General features: G+C 64.5%; 8 protein-coding genes. 7 read left to right on the top strand and 1 reads right to left on the bottom strand.

The genetic code is table 11. The features are described from left to right. Positions 1 to 28: 28 nt before the first annotated feature. Positions 29 to 2,602 (bottom strand): hypothetical protein, encoded by a 2,574-nt coding sequence (locus RGD00_RS22530; protein ID WP_310459484.1) that lies wholly within the window; start codon positions 2,600 to 2,602, stop codon positions 29 to 31. A gap of 157 nt (positions 2,603 to 2,759) precedes the next feature. Here RGD00_RS22530 and RGD00_RS22525 point away from each other — a divergent pair, with 157 nt between their 5' ends. The 7 genes from RGD00_RS22525 to RGD00_RS22495 all read left to right on the top strand — a co-directional run. After that, the gene (locus RGD00_RS22525; protein WP_310459483.1) at positions 2,760 to 3,086 is read left to right on the top strand and encodes a helix-turn-helix domain-containing protein; all 327 of its coding nucleotides are present in this window, start codon (positions 2,760 to 2,762) and stop codon (positions 3,084 to 3,086) included. Positions 3,087 to 3,096: 10 nt separating this feature from the next. Further along, positions 3,097 to 3,819, top strand: a complete 723-nt coding sequence (locus RGD00_RS22520) for an ImmA/IrrE family metallo-endopeptidase (protein WP_310459482.1) — start codon at positions 3,097 to 3,099, stop codon at positions 3,817 to 3,819. Between the two features lie 77 nt (positions 3,820 to 3,896). Further along, complete coding sequence (locus RGD00_RS22515) at positions 3,897 to 5,114, top strand: hypothetical protein (RefSeq protein WP_310459481.1); 1,218 nt, start codon at positions 3,897 to 3,899, stop codon at positions 5,112 to 5,114. Beyond that, positions 5,089 to 6,033, top strand: a complete 945-nt coding sequence (locus RGD00_RS22510; RefSeq protein WP_310459485.1) for a hypothetical protein — start codon at positions 5,089 to 5,091, stop codon at positions 6,031 to 6,033. Before RGD00_RS22515 ends, RGD00_RS22510 begins: the two co-directional genes overlap by 26 nt. Before the next feature lie 169 nt (positions 6,034 to 6,202). Then, complete coding sequence (locus RGD00_RS22505) at positions 6,203 to 6,412, top strand: helix-turn-helix transcriptional regulator (RefSeq protein WP_021096360.1); 210 nt, start codon at positions 6,203 to 6,205, stop codon at positions 6,410 to 6,412. 10 nt (positions 6,413 to 6,422) lie between these two features. Then, positions 6,423 to 6,908, top strand: coding sequence for a hypothetical protein (locus RGD00_RS22500; protein WP_310459480.1), 486 nt, complete (start codon positions 6,423 to 6,425; stop codon positions 6,906 to 6,908). After that, on the top strand, positions 6,908 to 7,662 hold a 755-nt coding region (locus tag RGD00_RS22495), incomplete at its 3' end, for an ATP-binding protein (RefSeq protein WP_310459479.1). The genes RGD00_RS22500 and RGD00_RS22495, both read left to right, overlap by 1 nt.

Raw genomic sequence — 7,662 nt, 5'->3', positions numbered from 1 at the left:
TTGGAAATTGTCATCGTCAGTGCTCCCTTCAGGAAGCATGGACCGGTTCAGCGATACACAGAAGACAGGACACTCTCCAGCCAAGTGCCGCATGGTCGGGAGGCGGCAAGCACGCCGCTCGCATAACGGCTCCATCGCCACCACGAAGTTCTCGCAGCCGACATCCGAGTTCCTGCCAGCGTGGCACCAGTGTGCGCTCCAGCGTCGGCCAGCACTCTGCTGCGTAGCAATCCGACAGCCAGCGGCTGAGAGCCTCGAACCGACGCTGAAGCTCTGCGTCCTGCACGAATCCGTCTGCTGCCGGGTTGGCAATGGCGACGGCAAAACTGTCACCTCGCGAATTGCGCAGCGGTCGCCAACCATCGCGTCCTTCGGGTCGGATCAAGAGCCGGGCCAGACAGGGACCGTCATCAATCCAATCGGTATCGAGGGTCAGTTCGAGGCCGTGCGCGTCGTTGTCGTTTACCTCGGCATGGAACCAGTCTGGCCGACGCGTCGCCACCGGCCGATGCCGAAGGGCGGCTTCGGCGAAAATGACAGCGCCCGTTTCGTCCTCGACCTCGACAGCCACTGCATCGACCGGCTCTCCGAATTTCAGCTGCAGTCGGACTGCGCTGCGAGCGGGAAGGAGGTTGATTGCCTGCGGCGCCAGTGCAGCGACCAGTTCGAATAGCAGGACTTCCGATCCGTTTCCGCGCTGAAGCAACACACGTTCGTCGGAGGCGGGAGCCAGAAGGTCCCGAACAGCAAGACTGCGGGTCAGTCCCCCATAGAATGGCCGGTCTTCGCGTCTTCCACGAATGATCAGCTGTGCCTTCTGGTCAGGGCATCGAATGCTGATCGTATCGAAGCGGTCGTCTTCACCAACCGAAAGCCGCGTGCCAAGCGGAAGCGGGGCGACACTTCCCTCAGCACGGCGCCTTGATACGGTGACATCTGGCCAAGGAAGATCGAAAGGAACGTGTACGCCTTCGATCTCGAATACGACCCGTGCGACGCTGTATCCGCCGCCGGGCTCAAGGCATAGACGCCCTTGGTCGTCACGACCGACGTGGAGGCATTCATCCTGGACGAGGTTGCGGACTTGGCGCTCGCTGTGGAACACGATGCCGTCCGAGCCGCCGAAGCCAGGCCATACCCATGCGGCAAGCGTGATCCCGGACCCATGAGAGGCGGTACCATCGGCGCTTGGCGCCATCAGTTCCATCCGGAGGCGCACCGGGTCTGCCGCCTCAGCCTCCGCGAAGCCAGCGAGCACCTCTTCCATTCCGACTTCACCAAAACCGTCATCTGAAATCGATACCTCGACGAGGCATGACTGCACACCGAGTGTGACCCGTACCGCGCGTGTCTCGGAGCGCCCCAAGCCAGTTTCGATCCGAAGACGTGCAGAACGCCCATGAAGTGCGCCCCGTGGACCACTTGCGATTTCGTCTCCTGCCAAGGAAAGGCGTCTTCTCGGACGGGCCTTGAGACCCGTTTGCGGGCCGTCGAGGTTGAGCACTACGGGGCGCGGCCCCAGTACTGCGAAACCGACAAAACTATCGGCTTCCGGTTCAAGAGCGGGTTCGCCCGCTATCGAGAATGGCACTCGGGCCAGGAGAACGATGTCCGTTGAGTCCAGTTCGATATCGACCGAGCCTCGTGGGATTTCGCGCAGATAGTGACCGGTGATCCTGTCGAACGCGGCACACCCCCCTTGAGTGAGGAACTCGAGTTGCCCGGTCTGGCCAGAGATTTCCCAACGGAGCTCGTGGGGCCAGGGCTGAGGTAGTGTCCAGTCCTCACCACCGCGCAAACGGAGCGGTCGTTGCGCGCCATCGAGCCAGAGGCGAATTCGCCCCTCGCTTCGAGGCAGTCTCAACACAAGCCCACCAGATTGCCAATGGAGCCGCGGCCGCGGTGCCAGCGCCTCGCTTCCTCCTCGGCTAGATGTTGGCCTCGTTTCTTTCAGTCTCTGGTCAAAGACTTCCTTGAAAGACCTCTCAAAATCGATCGCAGGGACGAAGGCCTCCGGGTCTTGGCGTATCCGTGCAAACAGGGCGGCATGCCAGGCAGTCTCGTCCCAAAGGATTGCACGGCGAAGCACGTTGACCGCAGGAGGGAGAAAATACAGTGCGTCGTCTTCCCAGCGGTTGAGCAGCACTGTCGTTTCGACAGGGGGCGGGCCAAAGGCTGCTTCCTGTCTCAGAAATGCGTCGATCAGATGTGGAAGCTGTGCTTGGCTTACGCCGGCATGAAGAAGGTAGACATCGACATCGCGATCGAAGCCTCGGGTAGGCAACCCGAACCGGTCGCAAACCGCACAGAATGAGCGGAACAGCACCTTGCGATGCGGCTGGTAATCTAGCGGAACTTGGAGAATGTCGGCGATGTGTGGGTATACCGCATGGCCGGCGTCTCCATATCCTTCGCTTAAAGAATGGGTGACAAGCCATGCCGCGAGGCTTGGAAAATCCCGGAATAACGCTTTCAGCCTGTCGGGCCGACCGCCCAAGAACTGTCGCGTGCGCTCAACGGCTCGCTCTCGCGCTTTCTCATCTAGCGGAAGGAGCCCAATGAAGGGCGGCGCCCCAGCTTCTTGGCGACGTCTGCTGATCAAGAAGTCCGCGGTCCTGCAACCCACAGCACACCTTTCCCTCTTCCCTGCCCGCCGGCCGCGAGCCCGCTTCACGGTTGATCCCCTTGTGGATAAGGAGTAACAACTCGCAAATCCGCGAACAAGCGGATTGACAGGGAGATGAAGCGATGAACCGGCCATGTCCGCCGACGGTGTGACCTTCGGCCAGGCGATTTCGAAGGCCCGCAAGGCACTCGGTCTCAGCCAGAAGGAGCTCGCAGCGCGCGTGATGAAGGAAGAGGGCGGCGGGTCGATCTCCCCGCAGTACCTCAACGACATCGAGCACGACCGACGCAGCCCCAGCTCGGGGCACCTGATCCGTCAGTTCTCCGGCATCCTGAACATTCCGGAGGACTACCTATACGCACTCGCAGGACGGCTGCCGGATGACTTGCGGCCGGATGCGTCCACCCCGGACAAGGTCGTCAAGGCCTTCGCCAATTTCAGGAAAGCGTTGAAGGAGTAAGGAGGTTCGCATGGTGAAGATGATCCGTGACAACACGGGCCGCTTTGCCGAGCGACCCTTCTACGCGGCGCGGGATCTCGACGATGAATGCGAGCGGCTGATCCGGGGCCTTCTGCTGAAGCGCCGCGGGACGGTCGACTACCCCGTGGCGACCGACGACCTGACCGTGCTGATCGAGATGCACGATGCGGACCTCGACCCTTACGCCGACCTGTCAGCGTACGGGCCCGATGTGGAAGGCGTCACCGAGTTCTTCCCCGACCGGGGGCCCAAGGTCTCCATCTCGGAACGCATCGCGGCCGACGAGCGGCGCGAGAATCGTTTCCGCACCACGCTCACCCATGAGTTCGGGCATGTGAAGTTCCACGGGCCTCTCTGGGCGCAGAAGTTCGCCAACGGCGACCTGCTCGAGCGCGGGGTGAACGCGAACAAGGCGATCTCCAAGCGCGACAACATCCTGGACGCCCCGCAGTCCGACTGGATGGAATGGCAGGCCGGCTATATCAGCGGCGCGCTGCTGATGCCGGCCACGCCGGTCCGTCGCCTCGTTTCCGACTACTGCGGCCCGCGCGAGCTGCATGGTGATGTCCATGTTTCGACGGAGCATGCCATGCAGCTGATCCAGATGGTCATGGAGCGGTTCGCGGTTTCCGAAGAGGCTGCGCGCATCAGGTTGCTGAAGCTGAACCTGATCACTTCGGTACGCGGACAGCCCTCGCTCTTCGGTCGCTGATCGCGAATCCGCGGAAGTGCGTATTTTTTTGATTGACTCCACTCTGGTGCGATATACGCTGATTAGCAGATCAGCCGATGAATGGAATTGCCAGAAAGGAGATCACGGTGACTGCACTGTCCGCCTTCCTTCGCAAGACGCCCGGCGAGGCGCTGCGCGAATACTTCGACCGGCCGGAGATCGGCCTGCCCACCGAGTTCGACTGGAGCGTGCCGGACGCCGATTTGTCCGGGCCGCTTCTCGGCGCCATCGAGAAGATGTCCCGCGTCCAGCGCGACCGCATTTCCAACGACGCCGAGCGCGTCCATGGCCTGTCCGATGAGCCCGGGCAGGCCGCGATCTACAGCGTGGCCGAGGATCCCGCCTTCCTCGACGGGCTCGCGAACCCGCACGCGCGGTCACTCTGGATGTTCCTGAACGCGCAGGACCGCTTTCGTCATGCCGAGGAAGTCCGCTTCACGGAGGACCGCCGGCGCGGTCGGATATGGGCCGGCTACATGACCGACGCCGGCTGCGTCGTGCAGCGCAATGCATCGGCCCGCCACGCCTTCGTCTCCGCGATCAAGGAGTTCTCGGGCGCCGCCCATGCACATGTCGACATCTTCGACCGGGTGAGGACGACCCATGAGGGCGACGAATGCGACCTCGTGCAGGTGACGATCTACCGCGAGGGACGGCCCGACGACCTGCTGCGTTTTGACGACAGGGGATCTCTCGTGCGGCAGGCCTATCGTCCCGTGTTCGAGGCCGCGGTGACCTACGAGCCCGCCACCGGTGGCATCGAGGTGATCGCCAACGACAAGCAGACGCGCGGCGAGATCGTGAGGGCGACGGTCACACATCTCCTCGGCATCGAGTTCAAGGAGAACCGCCTGCCGCTGCGGTGCTACGATCTTTCGGTGCTTCTGAACCCGTATGACTTTCCTGTCGACCCGGAGGACGGGATCGAGGGCGTCGAAGTGCGCGAACTGCGGCTGATGCCGATCGACGACAGCGATTTCAGGGTGACGCTGGAAAAGCCCGCGCGCGCCGACGAGACGATCTGGACGAAGGCGGAAGAGCGGTTCGGGGATCGCACGCCCCTGAGCGAGGGCTACGTCGTCACGCGGGCCAAGATCGCCGTGAAGCTTGCTCGGCGTCCGGGAGGCGACCGCCGGCGGACGCTGACCCTGTCGATCACGTGGCCGCATGGCTGCGACCTTAAGGATCGGACGGCCACCGAGCAGATGATCGGCGAGAAGTACCTGCGGCGCTGGGGGATCCTGGTCGATGACCTGCAGCTCTTCGAGGATTGATCTCGCCGCCCGCCGACTGCTCTCGTCCATTGCCGGAACCCGCAACGCGCGGGTTTCGGCCATGGCGCTGGCGCACATGCACGGCGCCGGCAAGGCGCTGATGGATGCCGGACTGCTCGTGCAGCGCGGCAGCGCGATGTCCGTCGTTGCCGAGGACGATCTGGACGACACCCCGACGTCCGTCATCGCCCACCCGATCACCGGCCAAAATGGGCTTCTCGGCAACGCGGCATGGCACGACGAACAGGCGAGCGCCCGCCGTCGGGTCTATGCGCTGGACATGGCGGCAGCAGCTCGGCGGGTGGTCGCCCGGCTCGATTGCTCGCTCGGCAAAGACCCGGTGCCGTACCTCGACGGCGCGGTGCTGGATTTCGGGACGGCGCGGCTGCCGAAGCGAAGGGCGCGTGTCGGGATCTGGGTCGCCCGCGGTCTGACGACGCAGGCCGTGTTCGAGGAGTTCCGCCAGCTCGTTGCGCGCCGGCCGGCCGATGGGCTTCGGGTGGTCCTCGTTCTCGACCCTCCGGATCGGCATCGCTTCCGCTTCGTCCGGGGCCACGAGTTCGTCGCGCTGGCGGACGTGGTCGATCATGAAGATGGGCTTGCCATCGCCCCGGAAGTCCTGAGCGCACGCCTGCTGAAGGGACCGTCGCACAAGGGGCCTGTATGGGTCTCCGGCGACGGCGGCGTGCTGATCGTGCACGGCAGGTGGCACGAGTTCACCGGCGGCAAGCAGAAGATCGCTGTCGCCATGCTCGCCGAGGCCTGGCTGGACGGGGATCCGGTGCTGCCCGTCGCGCGCATCTTGGAGGAAGCCGAGTGCGGCCCCTCCGTGAAGCGACTGAAGAATCTCTTCGACGGCCACCCCACGTGGCAGGAGGTCATCCGGGAGAGCGGCTCCAGCGCATGGCTCGAGGTGTGACGCCACCAAAATCACGACGATCAGGCCGTCCTTCGGGGCGGCCTTTTTCGTTTTCGGAGGCCCCGATCTGCATTCCTCCCGTCTCCCCTCCCTCCGCCCTCCCGATCTCCTCCCCTCGCACACCCCAATCTCGTTCGCAGGCATTCGGCCAATCGCGAAGGAGACGACGATGTCAGTCACGCATCTCAACCAGGTCGAGCTGGCGGCTCGATGGAAGATCAGCCCGCGCACGTTGGAGCGCTGGCGTTGGACCGGTGAGGGCCCCGCCTTCATCAAGATCGGCGGCCGGGTCGTGTACCGGCTCGAGGATGTCGAGGCCTACGAGGCCAACCGGCACTGTTCGAGCACGGCCGACAAGCCCGCCGTGAAGCTGGCGTGAGGGGGCGGCCATGACGATCCCCAACCGCATCACCCTCGACAATCTGCCCACCATGCCGGTCGGCGAGATCGCCGCTCTGCCGGGCGACCAGCTGGCGCTCCTGAAGCAGGACGCCGATGAGCAGCTGCGCGCTGCCAAGAACCTCAGCGACTGGCTCGATGGCGCTATCGCGCTGAAATATGGCGACCAGGCGCAGGACGCGCGCCGCGCGGAAGGCAAGGACACCGGCACGGTCAGGCTGCAGGACGGCCCGGTCACGGTGGTCGCGGAGCTGCCCAAGCGCGTCGATTGGGACCAGGCGATGCTCGCCGGTCTGGTCGAGCGCATCCGGGCCGATGGCGCCGATCCCGCCGAGTACGTCGACATCGCGTTCAGCGTCCCCGAGCGCAAGTACACTGCCTGGCCCAAGGACATCCGCCAGGAGTTCGAGCCCGCGCGCACGGTCCGCACCGGCAAGCCGAAGTTCCGGCTGCTGCTCGGCGAGGAGGCGCGCTGATGGCCATCTCGCTCGCATCCCTGCAAACCTCGACGGTGTTGCGTCCGCCGCGCGTGCTGATCCACGGCGTCGCCGGCATCGGCAAATCCACCTTCGCCGCGTCCGCCGACGCGCCGGTGTTCGTCCTCACCGAGGACGGTCTCGGCAAGCTGCAGGTGCCGCATTTCCCGCTGGCGACGAGCTACGCCGAGGTCGCCGAGGCGCTCGACGCCCTGCTCGACGAGGACCACGCCTATTCGACCGTGGTCGTCGACAGCGTGGACTGGCTGGAGCCGCTGATCTGGGCCGAGGCCTGCCGGCGCAACGGCTGGCAGTCGATCGAAAGCCCCGGCTTCGGCAAGGGCTACGCCGAGGCGCTGACCATCTGGCGCGAATACATCGACAGGCTGAACGGGCTCCGCGACCGCAAGGGCATGGCGGTCATCCAGATCGCCCACACCGACATCAAGCGCTTCGACAGCCCCGAGCACGAACCCTACGACCGGTACGTGATCAAGCTGCAGGCCCGCGCCTCCGCGCTGCTGCAGGAACACTCGGACGTGGTGCTCTTCGCCAACTACCGGATCTCGGTCAGCAAGTCCGACGTCGGCTTCAACAAGAAGGTGACCCGGGCGCTCGGGTCCGGTGCGCGCGTGATGCACACCGAGGAGCGCCCCGCCTTCCTCGCCAAGAACCGCTTGTCTTATGACTTCCCCCGGCTCCTGAGGCAAAAGGGAGCCACTGCCCGCCACGCCATTTATGGCGGGCAATGGCG

Origin of the sequence: Ruixingdingia sedimenti, assembly GCF_031432425.1 — a bacterium.
GTDB classification, from domain to species: Bacteria; Pseudomonadota; Alphaproteobacteria; order Rhodobacterales; family Rhodobacteraceae; genus Ruixingdingia; species Ruixingdingia sedimenti.
The sequence above is the reverse complement of the archived record's forward strand: the minus strand, read 5'-3'. Positions and strand labels throughout refer to the sequence as shown.